At 74.2% G+C, this 25184-nt stretch carries 23 protein-coding genes; 18 read left to right on the top strand and 5 right to left on the bottom strand.

The features are described from left to right. Positions 1-107: 107 nt before the first annotated feature. On the bottom strand, positions 108-1301 hold the full coding sequence (locus ACFW1I_RS05205) for a pyridoxal phosphate-dependent aminotransferase (protein ID WP_384666202.1): 1194 nt from the start codon (positions 1299-1301) through the stop codon (positions 108-110). 602 nt (positions 1302-1903) lie between these two features. Between ACFW1I_RS05205 and ACFW1I_RS05200 the strand changes: the two genes are divergently transcribed. The 16 genes from ACFW1I_RS05200 to ACFW1I_RS05125 all read left to right on the top strand — a co-directional run bounded on the left by ACFW1I_RS05200 (position 1904) and on the right by ACFW1I_RS05125 (position 18379). Next, positions 1904-2422: a DUF2617 family protein gene (locus ACFW1I_RS05200; RefSeq protein ID WP_031008732.1), complete on the top strand. Its 519-nt coding sequence runs from the start codon at positions 1904-1906 to the stop codon at positions 2420-2422. Positions 2423-2496: 74 nt separating this feature from the next. After that, positions 2497-4182, top strand: a complete 1686-nt coding sequence (locus tag ACFW1I_RS05195; RefSeq protein ID WP_384666201.1) for a polyamine aminopropyltransferase — start codon at positions 2497-2499, stop codon at positions 4180-4182. 73 nt (positions 4183-4255) lie between these two features. Beyond that, positions 4256-5032, top strand: coding sequence for an SRPBCC family protein (locus ACFW1I_RS05190; RefSeq protein ID WP_384666199.1), 777 nt, complete (start codon positions 4256-4258; stop codon positions 5030-5032). Positions 5033-5086: 54 nt separating this feature from the next. After that, entirely contained in the window at positions 5087-5878 is a 792-nt protein-coding gene (locus ACFW1I_RS05185) for an aldose 1-epimerase (protein WP_384666197.1), read from the top strand. Between the two features lie 10 nt (positions 5879-5888). Then, entirely contained in the window at positions 5889-6437 is a 549-nt protein-coding gene (gene pyrE, locus ACFW1I_RS05180; protein ID WP_031008740.1) for an orotate phosphoribosyltransferase, read from the top strand. Positions 6438-6672: 235 nt separating this feature from the next. Continuing rightward, positions 6673-7695 carry a class II fructose-bisphosphate aldolase gene (gene fbaA, locus ACFW1I_RS05175; RefSeq protein ID WP_384666195.1) on the top strand — a complete coding sequence of 341 codons (1023 nt, stop codon included), beginning with the start codon at positions 6673-6675 and terminating at the stop codon, positions 7693-7695. A gap of 71 nt (positions 7696-7766) precedes the next feature. After that, positions 7767-8942 carry a MalY/PatB family protein gene (locus ACFW1I_RS05170; RefSeq protein ID WP_384666193.1) on the top strand — a complete coding sequence of 392 codons (1176 nt, stop codon included), beginning with the start codon at positions 7767-7769 and terminating at the stop codon, positions 8940-8942. A gap of 37 nt (positions 8943-8979) precedes the next feature. Next, on the top strand, positions 8980-10428 hold the full coding sequence (locus ACFW1I_RS05165) for an MFS transporter (protein WP_384666191.1): 1449 nt from the start codon (positions 8980-8982) through the stop codon (positions 10426-10428). 41 nt (positions 10429-10469) lie between these two features. Next, positions 10470-10883, top strand: a complete 414-nt coding sequence (locus tag ACFW1I_RS05160; protein WP_384666189.1) for a DUF3151 domain-containing protein — start codon at positions 10470-10472, stop codon at positions 10881-10883. A 176-nt stretch (positions 10884-11059) separates the two neighbouring features. Next, the gene (locus ACFW1I_RS05155; RefSeq protein WP_384666187.1) at positions 11060-11857 is read left to right on the top strand and encodes a DUF3152 domain-containing protein; all 798 of its coding nucleotides are present in this window, start codon (positions 11060-11062) and stop codon (positions 11855-11857) included. 135 nt (positions 11858-11992) lie between these two features. After that, the gene (locus ACFW1I_RS05150; protein WP_384666186.1) at positions 11993-12856 is read left to right on the top strand and encodes a tryptophan 2,3-dioxygenase family protein; all 864 of its coding nucleotides are present in this window, start codon (positions 11993-11995) and stop codon (positions 12854-12856) included. Further along, on the top strand, positions 12849-14048 hold the full coding sequence (kynU, locus tag ACFW1I_RS05145) for a kynureninase (protein ID WP_384666184.1): 1200 nt from the start codon (positions 12849-12851) through the stop codon (positions 14046-14048). The genes ACFW1I_RS05150 and kynU overlap by 8 nt, the downstream gene beginning before the upstream one ends. A gap of 140 nt (positions 14049-14188) precedes the next feature. Beyond that, complete coding sequence (locus ACFW1I_RS05140) at positions 14189-15058, top strand: alpha/beta hydrolase (RefSeq protein ID WP_384666182.1); 870 nt, start codon at positions 14189-14191, stop codon at positions 15056-15058. Between the two features lie 145 nt (positions 15059-15203). Further along, entirely contained in the window at positions 15204-16472 is a 1269-nt protein-coding gene (locus tag ACFW1I_RS05135) for a sensor histidine kinase (RefSeq protein ID WP_384666349.1), read from the top strand. Beyond that, on the top strand, positions 16469-17131 hold the full coding sequence (locus ACFW1I_RS05130) for a response regulator (protein ID WP_384666180.1): 663 nt from the start codon (positions 16469-16471) through the stop codon (positions 17129-17131). The genes ACFW1I_RS05135 and ACFW1I_RS05130 overlap by 4 nt, the downstream gene beginning before the upstream one ends. Before the next feature lie 27 nt (positions 17132-17158). Then, entirely contained in the window at positions 17159-18379 is a 1221-nt protein-coding gene (locus ACFW1I_RS05125) for a cytochrome P450 (RefSeq protein ID WP_384666178.1), read from the top strand. Positions 18380-18384: 5 nt separating this feature from the next. Here ACFW1I_RS05125 and ACFW1I_RS05120 read toward each other — a convergent pair whose 3' ends face one another. Beyond that, positions 18385-19953 carry an ABC transporter permease gene (locus ACFW1I_RS05120; RefSeq protein WP_384666177.1) on the bottom strand — a complete coding sequence of 523 codons (1569 nt, stop codon included), beginning with the start codon at positions 19951-19953 and terminating at the stop codon, positions 18385-18387. Further along, on the bottom strand, positions 19950-20849 hold the full coding sequence (locus tag ACFW1I_RS05115) for an ATP-binding cassette domain-containing protein (protein ID WP_384666175.1): 900 nt from the start codon (positions 20847-20849) through the stop codon (positions 19950-19952). The genes ACFW1I_RS05120 and ACFW1I_RS05115 overlap by 4 nt, the downstream gene beginning before the upstream one ends. A gap of 92 nt (positions 20850-20941) precedes the next feature. Here ACFW1I_RS05115 and ACFW1I_RS05110 point away from each other — a divergent pair, with 92 nt between their 5' ends. Further along, a complete protein-coding gene (locus tag ACFW1I_RS05110) occupies positions 20942-21451 on the top strand; it encodes a GbsR/MarR family transcriptional regulator (protein ID WP_384666174.1) in 510 nt (169 codons plus the stop codon). Here the strand turns inward: ACFW1I_RS05110 and ACFW1I_RS05105 are convergent. Further along, a complete protein-coding gene (locus tag ACFW1I_RS05105; protein ID WP_384666172.1) occupies positions 21442-22800 on the bottom strand; it encodes a hypothetical protein in 1359 nt (452 codons plus the stop codon). The two genes, ACFW1I_RS05110 and ACFW1I_RS05105, sit on opposite strands and share 10 nt — an antisense overlap. Before the next feature lie 93 nt (positions 22801-22893). Beyond that, positions 22894-23715, bottom strand: a complete 822-nt coding sequence (locus tag ACFW1I_RS05100) for a diacylglycerol kinase (protein WP_384666170.1) — start codon at positions 23713-23715, stop codon at positions 22894-22896. Between the two features lie 143 nt (positions 23716-23858). Here ACFW1I_RS05100 and ACFW1I_RS05095 point away from each other — a divergent pair, with 143 nt between their 5' ends. Then, the gene (locus ACFW1I_RS05095) at positions 23859-25142 is read left to right on the top strand and encodes an adenylosuccinate synthase (RefSeq protein ID WP_319009503.1); all 1284 of its coding nucleotides are present in this window, start codon (positions 23859-23861) and stop codon (positions 25140-25142) included. Positions 25143-25184: the final 42 nt, after the last annotated feature.

Here is a 25184-nt window from a genome sequence, read left to right as displayed (position 1 = left end):
GCGGGCCCCCCCGGTTGTTTCTGCCCGTGGGGGTCTTCTGGTGTTCCCCCCCCCCCGTCCCCCCCCCATCCCGTGGCCCCCCGGGGGGCCCCCCGGCTTCCGGCGTCTCAGGCCAGCCGCTTGAGCCGGTCCACCGCCTCCTGGAGGACCTCGGTCCGCTTGCAGAAGGCGAAGCGGACGAAGGGGGCGCCGGCCTCGCGGTGGTCGTAGAAGACGGCGTTCGGGATGGCGACGACGCCGGCCCGTTCGGGCAGCGCGCGGCAGAACGCGAAGCCGTCGTCCTCGCCCAGCGGCCGGATGTCGGTGGTGACGAAGTACGTGCCCTGCGGCCGGTAGACCGCGAACCCGGCCTCCGCGAGCCCGTCGCTCAGCAGGTCCCGCTTGGCCTGGAGGTCGGCGCGCAGCCCGTCGTAGTAGGTGCTGGGCAGCCGCAGGGCCTCGGCGACGGCGTACTGGAACGGGCCGGAGGAGACGTAGGTGAGGAACTGCTTGGCCGAGCGGACGGTGGCGGTCAGCCCGGGGCTCGCGGTGACCCAGCCGACCTTCCAGCCGGTGAAGGAGTACGTCTTGCCGGCCGAGCCGATGGTGACGGTCCGGTCGCGCATGCCGGGGAGGGTGGCGATCGGCACGTGTGCGGCGCCGTCGAAGACCAGGTGCTCGTAGACCTCGTCGGTGACGACCAGGAGGTCCCGCTCGACGGCCAGCTCGGCGATCGCGGCGAGTTCGGCGCGGGTGAGGACGGTGCCGGTGGGGTTGTGCGGGGTGTTGAGGAGGATCAGCCGGGTGCGGGGGGTGACGGCGGCCCGCAGCTCGTCGAGGTCGAGGACGTAGCGCCTGTCGGCGGCTCCGCCGCCGGGGCCCTCGTGGGGGCGGAGGGTGACGGGCACCCTGGTGCCGCCGGCCATCGCCACGCAGGCCGCGTACGAGTCGTAGTACGGCTCCAGGGCGATGACCTCGTCGCCGGGCTCGACCAGGGCCAGCAGGGTCGCCGCGATCGCCTCGGTGGCGCCGGCCGTGACCAGGACCTCGGTGTCGGGGTCGTACTCCAGGCCGTAGCGGTCGCGCTGGTGGTCCGCGATCGCGGTGCGCAGCTCGGGGACGCCGGGGCCGGGCGGGTACTGGTTGCCGAGGCCGTCGCGCAGCGCCCGTACCGCCGCCTCGCGCACCTCCTCGGGGCCGTCGGTGTCGGGGAAGCCCTGACCGAGATTGATCGCCCCGGTCCTGGCGGCGAGCGCGGACATCTCGGCGAAGATCGTGGTGCCGAACTCGGCCAGTCGGTTCAGTCGCGTCATGGCGGTCATCCTGGGCCGAAGCTCTGGACTTGCTCAAGTGCGCTTTGGGCAGCGGACGGGGCGGGAATCCCCGGGGCAGAGGCGGCAGGGAGCCGCCGGAACGGGGGAGACGACGATGGAATTCGTGGTCACGGTGTTCGTGGTCGTGGTGGTGATCGGCCTGATCGTGGCGGGCACGGGATCGTCGGGCGGTGGGCGGCGGAAGCGGCGCGGCGGCTGGTCCGACGGCGGGAGCGGCTGCGGGGGGTCCAGCTCGTGCGGGTCCAGCTGCGGCGGCGGCGGGTGTGGCGGCGGTGGCGGGGGTGACTGACGGGGCGTGCGGGGCAACGGGCTGCGGACGGGACGGGATTGGCTTCGTGAGGGCCGCTGTCGATCGCTCGGCGATCGATTCTGTTTGAACAATTGAACTGTGGGGTCCCCGAAGGGGATGGAAACCACGGCAAGTTGGGTAAAAACGCTGCGAGTCGTCCGGAGACCGTGGTTCTCTCGCTCCTGTCAGAGACAGCCCTCGGACCGTGTGTGGACCCGAGCCGGCGATTCCCCCACTCCCGTTGAAACCCTCTCCGGGGCGCCCCCGGCCCACCCGCCAACCGTGTTTGCGGAGCCGACCCATGCTCACCACCCTGAAGACCTCCTACACCGACACGCGCGCGGCCGACCTGGCCTGGGCGCTGGGCCGCGAGCCGCTGCCCGCGCTCGCCGTGCTCGATCTCGAACTCTCCGGCGCCAAGCTCCAGTTGAGACTGCTGGGCGCCTCCCACCAGGTCCTCCTGGAGGAGGAGGGCCGCAGCTGCTCCGAGACCGTGGCCTGCATGCCGGGCAGCAGCACCCCGCTGCCGCTCGGCGTCTCCAAGCGGATCGGCGAATGGGAGTACGAATTCGCGGCCCGCGTCGAGACGCTCACCCAGGGCTCCTTCGCGGGCCGGGCGCAGGAGCTGCTCGCGCTGGTCGCCGACCATCCCCACGGCCTGGCCGGCACGTTCCCCGGCTCGCCGCACGCCTTCACCGCGATGCTGGCGCAGCGTCACGAGGGCCAGGTGCGCTGGCGGACCTGGCACGCCTACCCGCAGGAAGGCCAGCTCGTGGTCACCCGCACCAGGATCGGCGCCCGTATGCCCGCCACGCTCTGATGCGCCCTCCCGGAGCCCCAGGTGCACTCGTGTGGGTGACAAGGGGCGAGTGGGTCGTGACGTAGCGTTACTGCATGATCGAGCCGACCGTGACCCTGCCACCCACGAGGGTGCGGCGCCGACCGCCACCGCGGCCGCGCGACACGGTGCGGTGGCCGGTCCTCGCCGTCGTCTTCGTCTGCGCCGCCTGCGGTCTCGTCTACGAGCTCGAACTCGTCGCGCTCGCCTCGTACCTGATCGGCGACTCGGTCACGCAGGCGTCCGTCGTGCTCTCCGTGATGGTCTTCGCGATGGGCCTGGGCTCGCTCCTCGCCAAGCGGCTGCGCTGCCGTGCCGCCGTCGGCTTCGGCCTGGTCGAGGGCGCGCTCGCGCTCATCGGCGGCACCTCGGCCCTGGTGCTGTACGCCTGCTTCGCCTGGCTCGGCGAGTCCCGCTGGGTCCTGGTCGCCTTCTCGCTCGCCATCGGAGTGCTGATCGGCGCGGAGATCCCCCTCCTGATGTCGCTCATACAGCGGGTGCCGGAACGGTCCGTCGGCACCGGCCGGGCGGGCCGGGCGGGGCGGCCGACGCCGCCCGGCGACGCCGAGGACGCGGCCGGGACGGTCGCCGACCTCTTCGCCGCCGACTACGTGGGCGCGCTCGTCGGCGGCCTCGCCTTCCCGTTCCTGCTGCTGCCCTGGCTGGGACAGCTCACCGGCGCGCTCGTCACCGGCGCGGTGAACGCGGTCGCGGGCGCCGCCCTGGTGCTCTGGTTCTTCCGCCGCGACCTCACCGCCCGTGGCCGCGCGCTCGTCGTCGGCGTCAACCTCGCCGTCCTCGGCGTGCTCGCCACCGCGACCGTCCTCGTCGACGACTTCGAGGAGGCCGCCCGTCGGGCCGTGTACGGGGAGCCGGTCCGGGTCGCCGTCCACACCGAGCTCCAGGAGGTGGTGGTCACCGGCGGCCGCGAGGGCCCGCCCGACCTCTACCTCGACGGCCGGCTGCGGGTCTCCGGCGCCGACGAGTACCGCTACCACGAGGCGCTGGTCCACCCCGCGATGAACGGGGAGCACGCGCGCGTGCTCATCGTCGGCGGCGGCGACGGCCTCGCCGCCCGCGAAGTGCTCCGCTACCCCGACGTCCGCGCCGTCACCGTGGTCGAACTCGACCCGGGCGTCGTCCGGCTGGCCCGCACCGACCCCGCGCTCGCCGCGCTCAACCGGCAGGCGTTCCGCGACCCGCGGGTGCGGGTGGTCCACGCCGACGCCTTCCACTGGCTGAGGGGCGCCGTCGATCGTGTGCAGGAACGGTACGACGTGGTGATCTCCGATCTGCCCGACCCCGGGATCACCCCCAGCACCAAGCTGTACGCCCAGGAGTTCTACGGCCTCGCCGCCGGCGCCCTCGCCGACGGCGGCCGGCTCGTCGTGCACGCCGGGCCCGCCACCGACCGCCCGCGCACCTACTGGACCGCCGACGCCACCCTCCGCGCCGCCGGCTACGCCACCCGGCCGTACAGCACCGAGGGCGGCACCCCCGGCTTCGCCGCCGGCCCCGACCGCGCCGACCGGGACAGCGGCACCCGCCACGAACCCGACGACTGGGGCTTCCTGCTCGCCGTGCGCGGCGCCCGGCCGCCCGCCCTCGGGCTCGCCCCCGACGCGCCCCCGCTCCGCTCCCTGGCCCGCCGCGACCTGGCCGCCGCCGCCCGCCGGGCCGAGCGGACCCGGATCGCCGGACTGCCGCCGTCCACGCTGGTGCACCCCCGGTACGGCCACTGAGGCGGGGAACCGGGGCGCGGCACCCGGGACGAACGGGCGACGCCGGGCGCCCCGCTGAGTAGGCTCGGCTCCCATGGAGCATGAGGTGTTCGTCCCGGTCCCGGCCGAGGCCCTGCGGGCCACCCTCACCGACCCGGCCCGGGTGGCGCGCTGCCTGCCCGGCTTCCAGCGCGACGCCTCCGACCCCGGCGAGGGCGCCCCGGCCGAGGACCTCGTGGGGCGCTTCCGGCTCCGCGTCGGCGGCCACACCATCACCTACCGGGGCGGGCTGCGGATCGTCGAGCGGGACGGCGCCATCACCTACGAGGGCGAGGGCACCGAGGCCCGCGGCAAGGGCGTCGCCGAGGTCTCCCTCACCGTCGTCCTCACCCCGGCGGACGAAGGCACCGGACTCGGCTTCACCGGCGCCCTCACCGCCACCGGCCGGCTCGCCGAGGAGCCCGAGGAGGCCCGGGACGCCGCCCGCGCCCGGCTGCTGGACGCCTTCGTGGAGACCGCCGCCGCGCTCGCGGCCGCCGAGGCCGCCGAGGCCGCCCCCGACGGGGACACCGCCTTCGGCACCGGCGCCTTCGACGGCGGCCCCGGCTTCGACGACGACGTGTTCCCCGAGCCCGCCCCGCCCGTGGAGATCCCCGCCGCGCCCGCCGCCGAGGCCGCCCACGCCCGCCGGACGATGATCGGCCGGAGCGCCGAGGAGGTCGACCACGCGCCGCCGCGCGGCCGGTACGCCCCCGTGCCCGCCCCCGAGCCGAGCGGCGCGGGCGCCACGCTCCGCTGGGTCGCCCCCGCCGCCGCGCTCGCCCTCGCCTCCGCGGTCATCGTCGGACGCGCCCTGCGCCGACGCCGCTGAGCGTCCGCGTCGAAACGGTCCGATCGGCCGGGCGGCAGGACTTAGGGTCGGGGCGTGAGCAACCTGACGCGACTGACGGCGGGCGACGCCGAGCTGACCATCAACCCCGAGCGCGGCGGCCGGATCGAGAGCCTGCGCATCGCCGGCACCGAGGTCCTCAAGCAGGGTGAGCGCTACGGCAGCTTCCCGATGGCGCCCTGGTGCGGCCGGACCCGCGACGGCCGGTTCCGCGACGGCGCGACCACCCACCAGCTGCCGATCAACGCGGCCCCGCACGCCATCCACGGCACCGTCCGCGACCGGGCCTGGACGGTGGCCCGGGCCTCCGCCGCGGAGGCCGTCCTCACCTGCGAGCTCGGCGACCCGTGGCCGTACAAGGGCCGGGTCACCCAGGTCCTCGAACTGGCCGAGGACCGGCTGACGCTGCGGTTCGGGGTGGAGGCGTACGACGACTCCTTCCCGGCGCAGGCCGGCTGGCACCCCTGGTTCCTGCGGAACCTCGGGCAGGGCGGCGAGGACGTGACGATCGGCTTCACGCCCGGCTGGCAGGAGGAGCGCGGCGACGACCACCTGCCCACCGGCCGGCGCATCGCCCCCCTCCCCGGGCCGTGGGACGACTGCTTCGGCATGCCCGACGGCGTCGACGTCACCCTCACCTGGCCGGGCGAGCTGGAGCTGAAGGTCACCAGCCGCGCCGAGTGGGTCGTGATCTACGACGAGCCCGCGGACGCGGTCTGCGTCGAGCCGCAGTCCGGCCCGCCGAACGGCCTCAACACCCACCCGCGCCTGGTCACCCCCATCGACCCGCTGGAGGTCGAGAGCGTCTGGGCCTGGCAGCGGCTTTAAGCTGCTGCGCATGACTGACGTACGCGCTGAACTGCTCCAGCAGATCAAGGACAAGGCCGTGGTGCACGGCAAGGTGACCCTCTCCTCGGGTCTGGAAGCCGACTACTACGTGGACCTGCGCCGGATCACGCTGGACGGGGCGGCGTCGCCGCTGGTCGGCCAGGTCATGCTCGACCTGGTCAAGGACCTCGACTTCGACGCGGTCGGCGGCCTCACCCTGGGCGCCGACCCCGTCGCCACCTCGATGCTGCACGCCTCCGCCGCGCGCGGCGAGCGCCTGGACGCCTTCGTCGTCCGCAAGGCCGCCAAGGCCCACGGCATGCAGCGCCAGGTCGAGGGCCCGGACATCAAGGGCCGCCGGGTCCTGATCGTCGAGGACACCTCCACCACCGGCGGCTCCCCGCTGACCGCCGTCGAGGCGGCCCGCGCGGCCGGCGCCGAGGTCGTCGCCGTCGCCACGATCGTGGACCGCGCCACCGGCGCCGGCGAGAAGATCAGCGGCACGGCGGGCGTCCCGTACCTCTACGCCTACGCGCTCGACGAGCTCGGTCTCGCGTAGTCGCACGGAGGAACCGCCGCGAAGTCGTGACTTAGGTCCCGGACCCCGGCGAATGCGGTTCTGACCTGGGCTTTTCCCGAAGGGCGGGGTGTTTCACGTGAAACACCCCGCCCTTCGGCATGCGCCGCCCGTGGGAGCCCGCACAAGAGTCTGGAAAGATGGCACCGACGATGACGTCGCCCCTAGGTCAGGGACAAAGCAACGCCCACACCCGCACATCACAAGGAGCGGACGAATGCCCATCGCAACCCCCGAGGTCTACGCCGAGATGCTCGACCGGGCGAAGGCTGGCAAGTTCGCCTACCCGGCCATCAACGTGACCTCGTCCCAGACCCTCCACGCGGCGCTGCGCGGGTTCGCCGAGGCCCAGAGCGACGGCATCATCCAGATCTCGACCGGTGGCGCCGAGTTCCTGGGCGGCCAGTACAGCAAGGACATGGTCACGGGCGCCGTCGCCCTGGCCGAGTTCGCCCACATCGTCGCCGCGAAGTACGACATCACCGTCGCGCTGCACACGGACCACTGCCCGAAGGACAAGCTGGACGGCTACGTCCGCCCGCTGCTCGACATCTCCGCCGAGCGCGTCAAGGCAGGTCGGAACCCGCTCTTCCAGTCGCACATGTGGGACGGCTCCGCCGAGACCCTGGCCGACAACCTGGCCATCGGCCAGGAGCTGCTCGCCAAGGCCGCCGCCGCCAAGATCATCCTCGAGGTCGAGATCACCCCGACCGGCGGCGAGGAGGACGGCGTCAGCCACGAGATCAACGACGAGCTGTACACCTCCGTCGACGACGCGATCCGCACCGCCGAGGCCCTGGGCCTGGGCGAGAAGGGCCGCTACCTGCTCGCCGCCTCCTTCGGCAACGTGCACGGCGTCTACAAGCCGGGCAACGTCGTGCTCCGCCCCGAGCTCCTCAAGGACCTCCAGGCCGGCGTCGCCGAGAAGTTCGGCCAGGCGTCCCCGTTCGACTTCGTCTTCCACGGCGGCTCCGGCTCGACCGCCGAGGAGATCGCCACCGCCATCGAGAACGGCGTGGTCAAGATGAACCTCGACACCGACACCCAGTACGCCTTCACCCGTCCGGTCGTGGACCACATGTTCCGCAACTACGACGGCGTCCTGAAGGTCGACGGCGAGGTCGGCAAGAAGTCCACCTACGACCCGCGCACCTGGGGCAAGCTCGCCGAGGCCGGCATGGCCGCGCGCGTCACCGAGGCGTGCGAGGCGCTGCGCTCGGCCGGCAAGAAGCTGAAGTAACAGCCGTGACCGAAGGGCCCGGCACCCCCGCGTGGGTGCCGGGCCCTTCGCGCACCCCGAGGAGAGTGGCGTTGTACGACTTCGACGAGACACCGGACCGGCGGGGCACCTGGTCGGTCCAGTGGGACGGCATCACGGACCGCTTCGGCGTCCCCGACCTGCTCCCCTTCACCATCTCCGACATGGACTTCGCCTCCCCGCCCGAGGTCCTCGACGCGCTGCGCGCCCGCGTCGACCACGGCGTCTTCGGCTACACCGACTGGCGGCTCGGCGGGGACGACGGCTTCCGCGAGGCGATACGCCACTGGTACGCGAGCCGGTACGGCACCGCCGTCGACACCGAGGCGCTGGTGTACGCGCCCTCCGTGCTCAACCAGGTCTCCCAGCTGCTGCGGATGTGGACCCGCCCGGGCGACGGCGTCGTCACCCACACCCCCACCTACGACGGCTTCCGCAAGGCCGTCACCGGTCTCGGCCGCGAACTGCGCGGGGTCCCGGTCGGGGACACGGCCGCGCTGGAGCGGGAGCTGGCCCGGCCGGACAGCACGATGCTGCTGCTCTGCTCCCCGCACAACCCCACCGGGCGGGTGTGGACGGAGGAGGAGCTGACCGGCTTCGCGCGGCTCGCCCGGCGGTACGGCGTGCCCGTGGTCAGCGACGAGATCCACGCGGACCTCACCGCCGACGGGCACCGGCACATCCCGTGGACCCGGATCGCGGAGGCCGGCGGCGACCGGCGCTGGGCGCTCGTGACCTCCGGCACCAAGGCGTTCAACTTCCCGGCGCTCTCCGGCTCGTACGGCTTCGTCGGCGACCCGGAGGAGCGGGCGGCGTTCGTCCGCCGGATGGAGACCGGCGAGGGCCTCGCCTCCCCGGCGGTCCTCTCGCTCACCGCCCACATCGCCGCCTACCGGCACGGCGGACCGTGGCTGGACGCGCTGCGCGGCTATGTCGCCGGCACGATGGCGATGATCGCGGACCGGCTCGCGGCGGGCCTTCCCGGCGTGGAGTGGCGGCCGCCGCAGGCCGGCTACCTCGCCTGGATCGACCTCCGGCCGCTCGGCGTCGACGAGGACCGGCTCCAGGCGGAGCTGGTCGGGACCGAGAAGGTGGCGATCATGCCGGGCGGCACCTACGGGACCCCCGGCTTCGTCCGGCTCAACGTCGGCTGTTCGCGCGCCAAGGCCGAACGGGGCGTGGACGCCCTGGTCAGGGCCGCGGCACGGATGCGCACCGACCGGGGCTGAGGAGGCAGCCGGAGCCGGAACGCGGGACCATGCAGGCATGAGCGCGGCCGGTACCGAGGTGCGGATGGCGTCCGGGACGGGGCGGTGGATCGTCTTCACCACCGTCCTCGGGTCCGGTATGGCGCTGCTCGACTCGACCGTCGTCAACGTGGCGCTGCCGCACATCGGCGAGGACCTCGGCGCCGACCTCGCCGTCCTCCAGTGGACCGTCAACGCGTACATGCTGACGCTGGCCGGGCTCATCCTGCTCGGCGGGTCGCTCGGCGACCGGTACGGGCGGCGGCGGGTCTTCGTCGTCGGCGTCGTCTGGTTCGCCCTCGCCTCGCTGCTCTGCGGGCTCGCCCCGAACGCCGGCGTCCTCATCGCCGCCCGCGCCCTCCAGGGCGTCGGCGGGGCGCTGCTCACCCCGGGGTCGCTCGCGCTGATCCAGGCGAGCTTCCACCCGGACGACCGGGCCCGGGCGGTCGGCCTCTGGTCCGGCTTCGGCGGGGTCGGGGCCGCGATCGGCCCGTTCGTCGGCGGGTGGCTCGTCGACGGGCCCGGCTGGCGGTGGGTCTTCCTGCTCAACGTGCCGCTCGCCGCGCTCTGCGTGCCGGTCGCGCTGCGGCACGTCCCCGAGTCCCGGGACGAGACCGCGCACGGCCGCTTCGACGTGCTCGGGGCGGTGCTCGGCGCGGCGGCGCTCGGCCTCGTCACCTACGCGCTGATCGGCGCGGTGTGGTGGCCGGGGGCGGTGGGGGCGCTGGTCGGGGTCGCCTTCGCGCTGGTGGAGCGGCGGCGGGGCGAGGCCGCGATGGTGCCGCCGTCGATCTTCCGGTCCCGGCTCTTCACCGCCGTGAACCTGGTGACGCTCTGCGTGTACGCGGCCTTCGGCGGCTTCTTCTTCCTCGCCGTGATCCAGCTCCAGGTGGTCTCGGGCTACTCCGCCCTCGCCGCCGGGACGGCCCTGCTGCCCACCACCGTCCTGATGCTGCTGCTCTCCGCGCGCTCCGGCGAGCTGGGGGAGCGGATCGGGCCGCGCGTCCCGCTGACCGTCGGCCCGCTGCTGTGCGCCGCCGGGATGCTGCTGATGACGCGGGTCGGGGAGGACGCCTCGTACGTACGGGACGTGCTGCCGGCCCTCGTCGTGCTGGGGCTCGGCATGACGGCCCTGGTCGCCCCGCTGACCGCGACCGTGCTCGCCTCGGTGGACGTCTCCCGGGCCGGTCTGGCGAGCGGCATCAACAACGCGGCGGCCCGGGCGGCCGGGCTCGTCGCGGTGGCGGCGCTGCCGCTGCTGACCGGGATGGGGCCGGAGGCGTACCGCTCGGCGACCGAGTTCGACGCGACGTTCGACCGGGCGATGCCGATCTGCGCCGGGGTGCTGGTGGTGGGCGCGGCGCTCGCCTGGACGACCATGCGGACCCCCGAGCACCCGGGCTGCCACCCCGGGTGCCGGACGCACTGCGCGGTGACCGCCCCGCCGCTCGACCCGGGCACCCCCTGAACCCGGCCGCCGCGCGCACGGGCGTGCGGCAGACTGGGGGGATGGCTATCCATGAGAACTTGCTGGGCGGGCCCGCGCCCACCCTGCTGCCCGACGAGCCCGAGCCGCGCGAGCTGCTGGCGCAGGGCACCGCCCCGGCGGACGTGGCCGCGAAGTACCCGACCTCCTCGCTGGCGTGGGCGCAGCTCGCGGACGACGCGTTCGAGGCGGGGCGCGTGGTGGAGTCGTACGCCTACGCCAGGACCGGCTACCACCGGGCGCTGGACGCGCTGCGGCGCAACGGCTGGAAGGGCCACGGCCCGGTGCCGTGGGAGCACGAGCCGAACCGCGGCTTCCTGCGGGCCTTGCACGCGCTGGCGCGGGCCGCGGGGGAGATCGGCGAGCAGGCCGAGTACGAGCGCTGCACGACCTTCCTGCGGGACTCGTCGCAGACCGCGGCCGACACCCTCGGCTGATCGCCTCCCCCCGGCCGGTACGATCCCCCGGACCGGCCTGAAGCAGGGGGGAAACTGTCGTGGGCAAGCGGGGAGCGCCTGACCGGCGCCGACAGAACCGACATAGCGGGAGGAGCCGCCGCGGGGGGACGCGTGTCACGCGCCGCGGCCGGCTCGTCCTGTCGACCCTGGTCCTGATGGGCGTCTCGCTCGGCGCGGGCGTGGCGCTCGCGCACTTCCAGAGCGAGGCGGAGCTGCGCGACGGCGCGGCCAAGGCCCCGGCGTCCGAGGCGCCGGCGGCGCCCGCGCCGACGGCGGCCTCCCCGACGCCGACCCGCACGGCCTCGCCGAAGCCCCGGCCGAAGCCCACCGTCAAGCCGAAACCGAAGCCGACGCCGACGGCGACCCGTGAGAAGTCCGTGGCCGTGCCGCAGTCCGGCCGGGGCACCTTCACCACCGCCTCCTCCTCCGGCACCGTCACCGGGGAGAGCGGCACGCTGCGCCGGTACCGGGTGCAGGTCGAGGAGGGGGTCGACCTCTCGGCCCGGCGGACCGCCGAGGAGATCGAGGCGATCCTGGCCCATCCGCGCAGCTGGGCCGCGCACGGCCGGGGCCGTTTCCAGCTGGTCGAGTCGAACGCCGACTTCGTGATCCGGATCGCCACCCCCGACACGGCGGACGCGCTCTGCGCCCGGCAGGGCCTCAACACCCACGGCGAGCTGAACTGCGAGACCACCGACGGGGTGGTGGTGAACCTCAAGCGGTGGATGCTGGGCTCGCCGACCTTCGCGGGGCCGCCGGAGGAGTACCGGCACCTGATCATCAACCACGAGGTCGGGCACGAGATCGGCATCCGGCAGCACATGGGCTGCGGCGGTCCCGGCAAGCTCGCGCCCGCGATGATGCAGCAGATCAAGGGCCTCAACGGCTGTCGTTCGAACGCTTTTCCGTATGACGAAGACGGGGTCTACATCACCGGTCCGATCGTGTCATGATGCGCATGGGACGGCGCGCGACGCAGCACGCCTCCTGAGGGGACCGGGGCTCCCGTGGCGCCCTTCCGCACCGAGCGGAGGGTCGTGCGCGGTGGAGCAGACCGCTACCCGGTAGTGCGTACCGAGGAGACAGCGATGTCACTCTTCCCGGGTTCTCCGGATTCCACCGCGGCAGACGAGGCGTCCGAGGCGACGCCGAACCTCGACTTCGCGGGCACCACACCGTACGAGGACTACGTCCAGGCGGACGTCCTCACCCACCTCCAGCACCTCCGCTCGGACGACCCCGGCGAGATGGTCTTCCTGGTCACCACCCAGGTCATGGAGCTGTGGTTCACCGTCATCGTCCACGAGTGGGAGACCGCGAGCCGCGCCCTGCGCGAGGACCGACTGCCGGTCGCCGTCGACGCGCTGAAGCGCTCGGTGCGCGAGCTGGAGGCGCTCAACCACTCCTGGCGCCCGCTCGCCCAGCTCACCCCCGCCCAGTTCAACTCCTACCGCGGCGCCCTCGGCGAGGGCTCCGGCTTCCAGTCGGCGATGTACCGCCGCATGGAGTTCCTGCTCGGCGAGAAGTCGGCGTCCATGCTCGTCCCGCACCGGGGCGCGCCCCGCGTCCACGCCGAGCTGGAGAAGGCGCTGCACGAGCCGAGCCTGTACGACGAGGTGCTCGGCCTGCTCGCCCGGCGCGGCCTGCCGGTCCCGCCGTCCGTCCTCGGCCGCGACCTCACCCGGCGCTACGAGCCGTCGCCGCAGGTCGAGGCCGTGTGGGCGGGGCTCTACGCGGCGCCGGAGGAGAACGAGGAGCTGGTCCGCCTCGGCGAGGCGCTCAGCGACGTCGCCGAACTGGTCTGGCGATGGCGCAACGACCACCTGGTGGCGACCCGGCGCGCGATGGGCGCCAAGACGGGCACCGGCGGCTCCGCGGGCGTGGCCTGGCTGGAGAAGCGCGCCCAGAAGAACGTGTTCCCCGAGCTCTGGACGGCCCGCAGCCATGTCTGACCTGTACGAGCGAGCCCTGGAGCTCGACGCCGCCGACCCGCTCGCCGGCCACCGCGCCCTGTTCGCCCTCGACGACGCCACCGTCTACCTCGACGGCAACTCGCTCGGCGCGCTCCCCGCGCACGTCCCCGCCCGGATGGCCGAGGTCATCGGCCGCGAGTGGGGCGAGCTGCGGATCCGTTCCTGGGACGAGTCGGGCTGGTGGACCGCCCCCGAGCGGATCGGCGACCGGATCGCCCCGCTCGCCGGCGCCGCCCCGGGCCAGATCGTCGTCGGCGACTCGACCAGCGTGAACGTCTTCAAGGCGGTCGTCGCGGCGACCCGGCTCGCGGGGGAGGGACGCGACGAGATCCTCGTGGACGCGTCGACCTTTCCCACGGACGGGTACATCACGGAGTCCGCGGCCCGGATGACCGGTCACCGGATCGTGGCCCTCGACCCGGCCGACATCCCCGCCGCGGCGAACGACCGGACGGCGCTCGCGCTCGTCAACCACGTCGACTACCGCACCGGCCGCCTCCACGACCTGCCCGGCACCACCGCCGCCCTCCACGCGGCGGGCGCGCTCGCCGTCTGGGACCTGTGCCACAGCGTCGGCGCCCTGCCCGTCGGCCTCGACGCGCACGGCGTGGACCTGGCCGTCGGCTGCACCTACAAGTACCTCAACGGCGGCCCCGGTTCGCCCGCGTTCCTGTACGTCGCCGAGCGTCACCAGGACCGCTTCGACACGCCGCTGCCGGGCTGGACCTCGCATGCCGACCCCTTCGGCATGGACTCCGGCTACAAGCCCGCGGGCGGCGCCGTCAAGGGCCGCGTCGGCACCCCGGACATCCTGTCCATGCTGGCCCTGGAGGCGGCGCTCGACGTGTGGGACGGGGTCACGGTCGACGCCGTCCGCGCCAAGTCCCTCGCCCTCACGGACTTCTTCCTGGAGTGCCTGCGGGCGTACGTCCCCGAGGGCCGGGTCACGCCGATCACCCCCGAGGCGCACGCCGAGCGCGGCAGCCAGGTCGGGCTGGCCTGCGCGGACGCGGCCGCCGTCATGCCGGAGTTGATCCGGCGCGGCGTCGTGGGCGACCTGCGCCCCGGCCTCCTGCGGTTCGGCTTCACCCCGCTGTACGTCGGCTTCGCGGACACCGAGAAGGCGGCCCGCGTCCTCGCCGACGTGCTGGCGGCGACTCCGGCCCCGTAACGGCGCCGAATCACCGTCGGTGGACGGCCGGTGACCGGTCGTCAGGTCGGATCTTCACCTGATCTGCGGGGCCCGGACCCTGATACGGTCCCCGCAGGTCAGGCCGATTCGGCCCCGTCACCGAGAGGTTGGAACACTCCATGCCGGACCCCGCCGCGCGCGACGCCGCCGAAGAGGCATCGGCCTTCTCGCACCCGGCCGTCCCGCCCGACGCCACCGCCGCGTACGGCGAACACCCGGACCAGATCGTCGACTTCTACGCCCCCAGGACCGGCGCCGGACGCGCCCCGCTCGTCGTCGTCCTGCACGGCGGCGCCTGGCGGGCCCCCTACGACCGCCTGCACATCAGCCCCTTCGCGGACTTCCTCGCCCGCCGCGGCTTCGCCGTCGCCAGCGTCGAGTACCGGCGCGGCCCCGGCCTGCCCCACCAGGGCGGCACGGCCCCGGTCGCCGGCCGCTGGCCGGAGACCTTCGACGACGTCGCCGCCGCCCTCGACGCGCTGCCGGACCTCGCCGCCGCCCACCTGCCGGGCGCCGACCCGCACCGCACGGTCCTCACCGGGCACTCGGCCGGCGGCCAGCTCGCCCTGTGGGCCGCCGCCCGGCACGTGCTGCCGGCCGGCTCCCCCTGGCGGCTGCCCGAGGCGCCCGCGCTGCGCGGCGTCGTCGCCCTCGCCCCGATCGGGCACTTCGAGCGCGCCCGCGAACTCGACGTCTGCGGCGGGGCGGTCACCCAGCTGCTCGGCGGCGAGGCGGCGTACGAGGAGCGGGCCGCCGCCACCGACCCGGCGCGGCTGCTGCCCACCGGCATCGCCACCACCCTCGTCCAGGGCCGCGAGGACGTCGTCGTCCCCGCCGAGGTCGCGGACGCCTTCGTGGAGGCGGCGGCGAAGGCGGGCGAGACGGTCGGCCTGACGCTCCTGGAGGACGTCGGCCACTTCCCGCTGATCGACCCGGCGGCCGACGCCTGCGCGGTGGTCGCGGAGGAGCTCGCGCAGCTCGCGTTCTGAGCCGCCGGGGCCCGTGTAGTACTCAAGGGGGACGGCCCGGGATCCGTATCCAGCCGGACGCGGGCCTCCCCGGGCCTTCCGTACCGTGGACGGCGTGAACCCGACACAGACCCCCGACACGGGCAGCCGCAGCCCCGAGCTCCGCATGACGCTGGACGCCCTCGGCGGTCTGCGCGACGACCTCTCCGGCGACGCCCTCTCCTACCGCCCGCTGCCCCGGCTCACCCCGGACAGCCCCGCCCTGCGCTTCCTGCCCCGGCGGCTGCGCCCGCACGCCGTGCTGCTGCCGCACGCGGTGATCGGCTTCCTCACCCTGGTGACCTTCCTCATCGGCTTCGACGAGGTCAACGACTCCGTCGGGCCGGTCGCCCTGGTCTCCTGCGGGGTGCCGGCGGCCGCCGTGCTCCTCACCCTGGTCCGCACCGCGCCGGCCTTCTGGCTGTCGATGGGCTCGACGCCCTTCGTCGCCTATCTGAGCGGGTACGACGGCTGGCCCTGGGCGCCGAACTCCTTCGCCGCCCACCTCTTCGTCCTGGTGATCGTCGCCATGCGGACCGGGCCCCGGACCGCGGCCTGGATGTGGCTGGTCACCGCCGCGTACGCCACCTTCACCTCCCTCTTCCTGAGCATGGGCTCGGGATACGGCTCCAACGGCGCCGAGATGCTCTTCTTCTCCGCCCTCTTCCTGCTGGTCATCGCCGTCGTCCAGATCCGCCGCCAGGCCGCGCGGGAGGTCACCGCCCAGCAGACCGTCACCGCCGTCGAGCGGTCCAAGCGGACCCTGCTCGAAGAGCGCACCACCATCGCCCGCGAGCTGCACGACGTCGTCGCCCATCACATGTCGGTGGTCGCCATCCAGGCCGAGGCCGCGCCCTACCGGGTGGAGAACCCGCCGCCGGAGCTGGAGCAGGCGTTCCGCACCATCCGGGAGAACGCGGTCGCCGCCCTCACCGAGCTGCGCCGCATCCTCGGGGTCGTCCGCGCCGAGGACTACGAGGCCCCCGACGCCCCGCAGCCGACCCTCGCCGACCTCGACGGCCTCGTCGCCAACGTCCGGGAGGCCGGCCTCGACGTGACCATGACGGTGACCGGCGCGGTGCGCGAACTGCCGCAGGGCGTGGAGCTGTCCGCGTACCGGATCGTCCAGGAAGCCCTGTCGAACGTGCTGCGGCACGCGCCCGGCGCCCCGGCGAAGGTCGAGGTCAGCCATGTCCTCGGCGGCCTCGGCCTGCGGATCGCCAACGGCCCGGCGCGCGGCCTCGTCAAGCCGTCACCGGGGGCGGGGCACGGCATCACCGGCATGCGGGAGCGTGTCACGATGCTCGGTGGCGAGATGACCGACGGGCCGACCGAGGACAGCGGCTACGAGGTCGCCGTCTTCGTCCCCGTCCAGCGGGAAGGGACCGACCAGTGATCAGGGTGCTGATCGTCGACGACCAGATCATGGTCCGCGAGGGCTTCTCCGTGCTGCTCGGCGCGATGCCCGACATCGAGGTCGTCGGAGAGGCCGTCAACGGCCGGGAGGCGGTCGCCCAGGTCGCCGCGCTCCGCCCGGACGTGGTGCTCATGGACATCCGGATGCCCGAGCTGAACGGCATCGACGCCACCCGGGAGATCGTCGCCGCCGACGCGGACGCCAAGGTGCTCGTCCTGACCACCTTCGACCTCGACGAGTACGTCTACCAGGCGCTGCGCGCCGGCGCCTCCGGCTTCCTGCTCAAGGACGCCTCCGCGCGGCAGCTCGCCGAGGGCGTCCGGGTCGTCGCGGCCGGGGAGGCGCTGCTCGCGCCGACCGTGACGAAGCGGCTCATTACCGAGTTCGCGAAGTCCGCCGACACCGCGCCGAAGGCGCCCGCCGTCGCCCAGATCGGCGAACTCACCGAGCGCGAGACGGAGGTCCTGGTGCTGATCGCCCAGGGCCTGTCCAACCAGGAGATCGCCGCCCACCTCGTCGTCGCCGAGTCGACGATCAAGACGCACGTCAGCCGCATCCTGGTGAAGCTGGGCCTGCGCGACCGGACGCAGGCGGCGGTCTTCGCGTACGAGGCACGGCTGGTCCAGGTCGGGCGCTAGCGTCCGGGCGGCGGTAGCGTCCCTGCCATGGACGCCGCCGCCGCATTCGACCCCTGGTCCCCGGAGTTCGTCGCCGACCCGTACCCCGCGTACGCCGCGCTGCGGGAGGCCGGGCGGGCGCACTGGTACGGGCCCACCCGCCAGTGGCTGGTCCCGCACCACGAGGACGTGTCGGCGCTGCTGCGGGACCGGCGGCTGGGGCGGACGTACACCCACCGCTTCGGCCACGAGGAGTTCGGGCGCACCGCCCCCGACCCGCTGCACGAGCCCTTCCACACCCTCAACGACCACGGGCTGCTCGACCTGGAGGGCGCCGACCACACCCGGATCCGGCGCCTGGTGTCGAAGGCGTTCACGCCGAGGACGGTGGAGAAGCTGGCCCCGACGGTACGGGAGCTGGCCGCCGGCCTGGTCGGCGAACTGGTGGCGGCGGGCGGCGGCGACCTCCAGGCGGCGGTCGCCGAGCCGCTGCCGGTCGCGGTGATCGCCGCGATGCTCGGCGTCCCGGAGGAGGACGAGGAGCGGGCCATGCTGCGGCCCTGGTCGGCGGCGATCTGCGGGATGTTCGAGCTGAACCCGTCGGAGGAGACGGCCCGGCGGGCGGTCCGGGCGTCGATCGAGTTCTCCGGCTATCTGCGGGAGCTGATCGCGCGGCGGCGGTCCGATCCGGGCGACGACCTGGTCTCGGCGCTGATCGGGGTCGAGGAGCTGACCGAGCAGGAGATGATCTCCACCTGCGTGCTGTTGCTGAACGCGGGGCACGAGGCGACGGTGAACACCGCGACGGGCGGGGTGTGGACGCTGCTGCGGCACGGGAGGTGGGACGCCGCCCTGGCCTCGGCCCTGTCCTCGGATTCCGAAAAGTTGTCCACAGCTGTGGACGAACTGCTCCGGTACGACACGCCGCTGCAGATGTTCGAGCGCTGGGTCCTCGACGACATCGAGATCGGCGGGACCGTCGTCCCCCGCGGCGCGGAGGTCGCGCTCCTCTTCGGCTCCGCCAACCGCGACCCGGCCCGCTTCGGCCCCACCGCGGACGAGCTGGACCTGGCCCGTGCGGACAACCCCCACGTCTCCTTCGGCGCGGGCATCCACTACTGCCTGGGCGCGCCGCTGGCCCGCCTCGAACTCGCCTCGGTCCTCGGCGAGTTGCTGCGGCAGGCGCCGGGGATGCGGCTCGCCGCGGACCCCGTCCGGAAACCCGGTTACGTGATCCGCGGCTTCGAGTCGCTGCTCGTGGAGGTCTGAGCCCGTCAGACCTGGAGGTCGCGGCGGCGCAGGGCCGCCAGGCCGGCCGCGGTGAGGGCCGCCGCCAGGGCGGTGAGGAGGAGGACCGGGGTCCAGGCCGCCTCCGGGCCCGGCAGCTTGGGCAGGTGGGCGAAGGGGGAGACGTCCAGGACCGCCTGCGGGAGGTCCAGCGCCGGGCCGATCCAGCCGAGCGCCAGGCAGAGTCCGGCGGCGGCCCAGCCGGCGCCCGCCGCCCGCGGCAGCGCGCCCCACAGCAGCGTCGCCACGCCCGCGAGCGTCCACACGGCCGGCAGCTGGGCGAGCGCCGCGCCGAGGACGGGCCCGTACGAGCCGCCGAAGCCGAGGGAGAGCCCGAGGCCCGCCGCGAGGAGGATCAGCGCCGAGCCGGCGAACGCGGGGACGAGGTGGCCCGCCGCCCAGCGGAGCCGGCCGAGGGAGCCGGCGAGCAGGGGTTCGGCGCGGCCGGAGGTCTCCTCGGTGTGCGCCCGCAGCACCGCGCCGACCGCGTACAGCGCGGCGAGCATCCCGAAGAGGGAGACCATCGTGGCGAGGAAGGCGTCGGTGAGCGCGGCCTGGCCGCCCATCCGCTCGAAGATCTCCCGGGCCTTCTCGTTGTCGCCGACCAGCTCCGCCGCCCCCTCGGCCATGCCGCCGAAGACCAGCCCGCCGAGCAGGAAGCCGAGCCCCCAGCCGATCAGCGCGCCGCGCTGGAGGCGGAGGGCGAGCGCCCCGGCGGAGGCGAGCCGGCCGGTGGCCGGGCCGGGCCGGGTGGCGAGGAAGGAGGCGCCGACGTCACGGCGGGCGGTGAGCCCGTACGCGAGGACCGTCTGGGCGAGCACGGCGGCGGCGATCAGCAGCAGCACCCACCACCGCTCCCCGCCGTAGGCGCGGACGTTCTCGGCCCAGCCGACGGGGGAGAGCCAGGTGAGGACGGAGGAGCCGGAGGCGTCCCCGGAGTCGCCCGCCGCGCGCAGGACGAACGCGAGGCCGAGGACGCCGCCCGCGATGCCCTTGGCGAGCCGGGCGCTCTCGGTGAGCTGCGCGGCGAGCGCGGCGACGGTCGCGAAGACCATGCCGGTGCCGCCGACGGCGAGGCCGAGCGCGAGCGCCCCGGCGAGGCCCTGGCCGGCCAGCCCGGCGACGATCAGGAGCGCGGCGGCGGCGTTGAGCGTCAGCGCGGCGAGCAGTGCGGAGGTGAGCGGCGCGCGGCGGCCCACCGCCCCGGCGGAGAGCAGTTCCTGACGGCCCGTCTCCTCCTCCTCGCGGGTGTGCCGGACGACGACGATCAGCGAGGCGACGGCGGCGAGGACGGCGGCGAAGGTGCCGAAGCGCCAGGCGACGAGCCCGCCGAGGGAGTCGGAGAAGACCGGCCCGTAGAGGGAGCGCATGGAGCTGTTGGCGGTCATGGAGGCGGCGAGTTCGGCGCGCGCCGCGGCCGTCCCGTACAGCCCTTCCAAGGAGCCGGGTCCGGAGGCGACGAGGCCGCCGGTGACCAGGGCCCAGAGGGGGATGGTCAGCCGGTCGCGGCGGAGCGCGAGCCGGGTGAGGGTGCCGGTGCCGGCGAGCGCGGTCATGAGGCCACCTCTTCGTCCGCGTAGTGGCGGAGGAAGAGCTCCTCCAGGGTGGGCGGGGTGCTGGTGAGCGAGCGGACGCCGGCGGCGAGGAGCGCGGCGAGGACCGGGTCGAGCTTGTCGGTGTCGACCTGGAGGCGGACCCTGCGGCCCTCGACGTGCAGGTCGTGGACGCCGGTCAGGCGGTCCAGGCCCTCGGGGGCGCCGGCGAGTTCGGCGGTGACGCTGGTGCGGGTGAGGTGGCGCAGCTCGGCGAGCGAACCGGACTCCACCGTGTGTCCCTTGCGGACGATGGAGACCCGGTCGCAGAGGGTCTCGACCTCGCTGAGGATGTGGCTGGAGAGCAGGACGGTGCGGCCCCGGTCGCGGGCCTCGCGGACGCAGTCCTGGAAGACCTCCTCCATCAGCGGGTCGAGGCCGCTGGTGGGTTCGTCGAGGACGAGGAGTTCGGCGTCGGAGGCGAAGGCGGCGACGAGGGCGACCTTCTGCCGGTTGCCCTTGGAGTAGGTGCGGCCCTTCTTGGTGGGGTCGAGCTCGAAGCGCTCGATCAGCTCCGCGCGGCGGGACTTGTCGAGGCCGTTGCCGCGCAGCCGCCCGTACAGGTCGATCACCTCGCCGCCGGAGAGGTTGCGCCAGAGGGTGACGTCGCCGGGCACGTACGCGAGGCGCCGGTGGAGGGCGACGGCGTCGGCCCAGGGGTCGCCGCCGAGCAGCCGGACGGTGCCGGAGTCGGCGCGCAGCAGCCCGAGGAGGACGCGGATGGTGGTGGACTTCCCGGCGCCGTTGGGGCCGAGGAAGCCGTGGACCTCGCCGGTGGCGACGGTGAGGTCGAGTCCGTCGAGGGCGTGCGTGCGGCCGAAGGACTTGTGGAGTCCGGCGACGCTGATGGCGTTCGTCATGCTTCGGAACGTACGCTCATTTCACAAATTTGTGAAGTTAAGGAAGCGTATAAAGTCGGTGACGAGGTGCGAGCGAGGGAGACGATGAAGCCATGACCAAGAGCGACGAGGAAACCGTGTCCCGTTTCGTCGAGCGGTTCGCCGCGGAGCTGACCGAGGCGGGCATGCAGCGGATGGCCGCGCGGGTCTTCGCCGCGCTGCTCGCCTCCGAGACCGCCTCGCTGACCTCGGCGGAGCTCGCCGAACAGCTCAGGATCAGCCCGGCCGCCGTCTCCGGCGCGGTCCGCTACCTCACCCAGGTCGGCATGGTCGCCCGCGAACGCGAACCGGGCACCCGGCGCGAGCGGTACGTGCTCCACAACGAGATCTGGTACGAGACCTTCACCCGCCGCGACCAGGTCCTGACCCGCTGGGAGAAGGTCCTCCGCGACGGCGCCGACACCCTCGGCCCCGACACGGCGGCCGGCGCCCGCACGGCCGAGACCGCCGACTTCTTCGCCTTCATGCAGGAGGAGATGCTCGTCCTGATGGACCGCTGGCGGGAGCGGAAGGCGGCCCGGGAGGCCGCCGGAACGGCACCCCGGGCGACGGCTCAGCCCTGAGCCCCGGGCCCCGGCGTCGGCTCCGGCGCCGGCCCGGTCTCCAGCAGCTCGGCCATGGCCTCCAGGAGCTCCGCTCCGTCCGCCGTACCGGCCTCCAGGTACGGCCCGGCGGGCCACAGCGGCCGCCCGCCGCACCAGGCCACCACCACGGCGTCACCGTCCCCGTCCTGCCCGTCCCGGTCCAGCCAGCCGCGCAGCTCCACCGTGCCGGCGGGCTCCACCGGCCCCTCCGGCGGCAGCAGCGGCAGCACCCCCTCGGGCCGGTCGTCCGGCCCGCCGTGCGCGGGGAAGACCACCAGCGCGGCGCCCTCGCCGACCGGCGCGGGCACCAGCGCGTACCGCCGCTCGACGGGTACGGGGGCGAGCGCGGCCCGCACCAGGACCCGCACGACCGGCAGCCCCCGGTTCCACACCTGGAAGGCGGCCCACAGGGTCCAGGCCACGGAGGCTGTCAGCAGGACCAGGCGGCCCGTGGACACCGACCCGTCCGCGCCCTCCTCCGGCCAGACCACGTCCATCGCCGTCAGCCCGCCGTAGAGCGCGAGGCCGATCAGGCCGATCCCCACCTCGTTCAGTCCGCCCGTCCTCCGCAGCGCCCGCACCCGCCACCACGGCACCGTCCGCACGTCCGGCTCGGGGCGCCGCCTCCGCTCCCGGCGCCGGGGCGTCGCCGCCCAGGCCCCGGCATGGGCGGCGAACCGCGCGTAGGACGGCACGGGGGTCCGCGTCGCGGGAGCGCCGGGGGCCTCGGGCCCGGCCTGCGGCGGGGCCGGCACCGGCAGCGCCGACAGGCGCGCCTCCTCGGCGGCGGCCAGCAGCCGCCGCGCGGCCGCGCCCCGGGCCGGCCTGGCCCAGAAGAGCGGCCCGCCGCCGGGCGCCGCGAGCACCCCGCCCTTCCGCGGGTCGCCGCACCACCACAGCACCCCCGTCGGGACCGGCCGGGCCACCTGCCAGCGCGCCCGGCTCGCGATCACCCGCAGCGGCAGCATCCCCTCGCCGTCCACCGCCGCCAGGACGACGCCCTCGCCGCTCCAGGCACGGGGCACCACGGTCGCCGGGTGCGCCGACCAGGGCCCGGCGGCCAGGACCCGCCGGAACCGGCGGGCATAGGGGAAGCGGACGAGGCCGAAGACGGCGGCCATGGACCCGCCGAGACAGACGAAACCCGCCAGGTCCCCCGCCCACGGCGGGTCCTCGGGGAAAACGGCGAAGGAGAGGAAGGCGAGGACCGCGAGCACGGCCCCGCCCGCCGCCAGCCGGACGCCCCCGCGCCGGTACCCCACCAGCTCCTCCGCCGTCCCCGGCAGATCCAGCGCCCGCGCCCTGCCCACCCCGGTCACTCCAGCCACCCCTCGCCCCTCCCGTGCCTTCCGTGCCTTCCGTGCCTTCCGGCGTGCACAGTAACCAGCCCGGGCCCGGTCGGGGCAGCCCCGGGGAGCGGGTCAGGCCGGCTGCTCCGGGTCCCGGGGCAGGGTGAGCCCCCAGCCCGCCGCGCGGACCGTCCAGGTGCGGCGGCGCACCGGGCCCGTCACGCGGCCGTCCGCGCGGTAGCGGAAGTCAGGGCCGGAGACCGTCAGGGTGCCCGCGACGGCCCGGCGCGGCGCGTCGGCCGGACCGGCCGGGTGCACGGTCACCTCCGCCGTACCGCCGCCGCCGTCCACCGGGCGGGCCGTCACCGCCGCCACCGGCGCGTCCACGTCGGCCAGCAGCACCCCGTCCGCCTCCACCCGCAGCCGGTGCACCGGCACCGAGGGGACCGGCGGCGCGGTGGTCCGCACCAGGGTGCGGACCAGGGAGCGGCAGGTCCCCCAGACGGAGGGCGCGCTGCCGGCCGCGGGCGCGGGCAGCGCGGGCACCCGCAGATCGCCCAGGACCACCCCGCCGCTGTCGTCCACCAGCAGGTCCAGGCTCCGCACCGCCCCGTCCAGGACCGTCCGGGCGGCCGCCACCGCCGAGCGCGGCACGCCGAGGCCGTACGCGACCTCCAGCGCGTCCGGCGGCCCGATCGGGACCAGCGCGAGCGGCGCCCGGTCCCGGTGCAGCAGGGCCACCGCGCGCAGCAGCGCCCGGTCGTCGCCGAGCACGACGGGGCGGCGGGAGCCGCGCCGGGACAGGGCCCGGGAGAATTCCTCGGGGGAGTCCGGCAGGCAGATCTTCGCTTCCGCGCCCGCGGACAGAACATCCTTCGCGATCCGTACGGACTCGCCGTCACTTCGGCGGGCGACCGGGTCGACGATGACCAGCAGCTGGTCGTGATCCGACACCTCGGTCCTTCCTCGGGTAGCATCTTTGTGCAAGAGCCCCTTGCGCTATTGCGCCAGGGGCTTCGTCTATTCCGGGGCACACCGGTGAGGCGGCGTACGCCATCTGACCTTGGACATGCCCCACCCGGAAGGGGTGTACGCCTGTGCCCGCACTTGTGCTGCTCGGTGCTCAGTGGGGTGACGAGGGCAAGGGAAAGGCCACCGACCTGCTCGGTGGATCCGTGGACTACGTGGTGCGTTACCAGGGCGGCAACAATGCCGGCCACACGGTCGTCGTGGGCGACCAGAAGTACGCGCTCCACCTCCTCCCTTCCGGAATCCTCTCCCCGGGGTGCACCCCGGTGATCGGAAACGGTGTCGTCGTCGACCCGGCGGTCCTGCTCTCCGAGCTGAGCGGACTGAACGAGCGCGGCGTGGACACGTCGAAGCTGCTGATCAGCGGCAACGCCCATCTGATCACCCCGTACAACGTCACCCTCGACAAGGTGACGGAACGGTTCCTCGGCAAGCGCAAGATCGGCACCACCGGTCGCGGCATCGGCCCCACCTACGCCGACAAGATCAACCGCGTCGGCATCCGGGTCCAGGACCTGTACGACGAGTCGATCCTGGAGCAGAAGGTCGAGGCGGCCCTGGAGCAGAAGAACCAGCTCCTCGCCAAGGTCTTCAACCGTCGCGCGATCGAGTCCGGCCGGATCGTCGAGGAGATGCTCCAGTACGCGGACCAGATCAAGCCGTACGTCGCCGACACCACCCTGATCCTCAACAACGCCATCGACGAGGGCAAGGTCGTCCTCTTCGAGGGCGGCCAGGGCACCCTCCTGGACGTGGACCACGGCACGTACCCCTTCGTCACCTCCTCGAACCCGACCGCCGGCGGTGCCTGCACCGGCGCCGGCGTCGGCCCGACGAAGATCAACCGGGTCATCGGCATCCTCAAGGCGTACACCACCCGCGTCGGCGCCGGCCCGTTCCCGACCGAGCTCTTCGACGAGGACGGCGAGGCGCTGCGCCGCATCGGCGGCGAGCGCGGCGTCACCACCGGCCGTGACCGCCGCTGCGGCTGGTTCGACGCGGTCATCGCCCGCTACGCCACTCGCGTCAACGGCCTGACCGACTTCTTCCTCACCAAGCTGGACGTGCTGACCGGCTGGGAGGAGATCCCGGTCTGCGTCGCGTACGAGATCGACGGCAAGCGCGTCGAGGAGCTCCCGTACTCCCAGACCGACTTCCACCACGCGAAGCCGATCTACGAGACCCTGCCCGGCTGGTCGGAGGACATCACGAAGGCCAAGACCTTCGCGGATCTCCCGAAGAACGCGCAGAACTACGTCAAGGCGCTGGAGGAGATGTCCGGCGCCCCGATCTCCGCCATCGGCGTCGGCCCCGGCCGCACCGAGACCATCGAGATCAACTCCTTCCTGTAAGGAGCACGCGGGTACGCCGAAGGGCCCGCATCCCGGTTCGCC

This window comes from Streptomyces sp. NPDC058955 (genome assembly GCF_042741435.1).
Lineage (GTDB): Bacteria > Actinomycetota > Actinomycetes > Streptomycetales > Streptomycetaceae > Streptomyces.
Note: the sequence above shows the minus strand (reverse complement) of the source record. Positions and strands in the feature narration are given on the sequence as shown.